The 776-nt window shown below is 30.9% G+C and carries 1 protein-coding gene; it reads right to left on the bottom strand.

Going from position 1 to position 776, the window contains the following annotated elements:
* Window positions 1-544: 544 nt before the first annotated feature.
* The coding region (locus MPF19_RS19125) for a transposase (protein WP_249989863.1) at window positions 545-776 on the bottom strand (232 nt) is incomplete at its 5' end.

The raw sequence follows: 776 nt of genomic DNA, 5'->3' as shown, positions 1-776 counted from the left end.
ATTTATGTGGGAGAGTAGGTCGCCGCCTTTCTTTAAACCTCAATTCTTACGAATTGAGGTTTTTTTATGCGATAAACTTATCGAGATATAATAAAATTTCTTTTGAATCAGTGACGGGGTGTACTTATATTTCTAGTTTATATAGTGCTATAAGGGATCTAACATTATTTCTGGGGATCGTTAAAAATTATGCATATAATTTAGTTAGTCTATAGAGTAAGAATTTGACATCTCTTAGGCTTCTAAATTGTGTTCTAAAGTCCTTTATTTTAGCATTAAAAGATTCAGCAGAAGCATTTGTACTTCTATTATTAAAGTAGTTTTGTGACGGTATTCGTTGCAAACGTGCACTAGCCAATTGTCTAATTCTGAATTCAAAATCTATTTACTTTTCAAAGATAAGATTCTCCCCAACAATTATTCTTGATCCGTCTTATTTCTGAATTGTATTCTTTTTTGCGTGAAGGATAGAAGTGTAAAGCCCACAGTGAAGTACGAACGAGGACTTGTAGGATCAAACATTATTTCTGGGGAGCGTTAAAAATTATGCATATAATTTAGTTAGTCTATAGAGGAAGAATTTGAGATCTCTTACGCCTCTAAATTGTGTTCTAAATTCCTTTATTTTAGCATTAAAAGATTCAGCAGAAGCATTTGTACTTCTATTATTAAAGTAGTTTAGTATTGCATCATAATGTATTTGTATAGATTTAGCTATGGTGTTGAAGGATTTAAATTCTGATTTATGTACCTTATCATACCAATGTGCTAATTTT

Source organism: Polaribacter sp. Z014, assembly GCF_023555435.1.
Classification (GTDB): Bacteria; Bacteroidota; Bacteroidia; order Flavobacteriales; family Flavobacteriaceae; genus Polaribacter.
The sequence above is the reverse complement of the archived record's forward strand: the minus strand, read 5'-3'. Positions and strand labels throughout refer to the sequence as shown.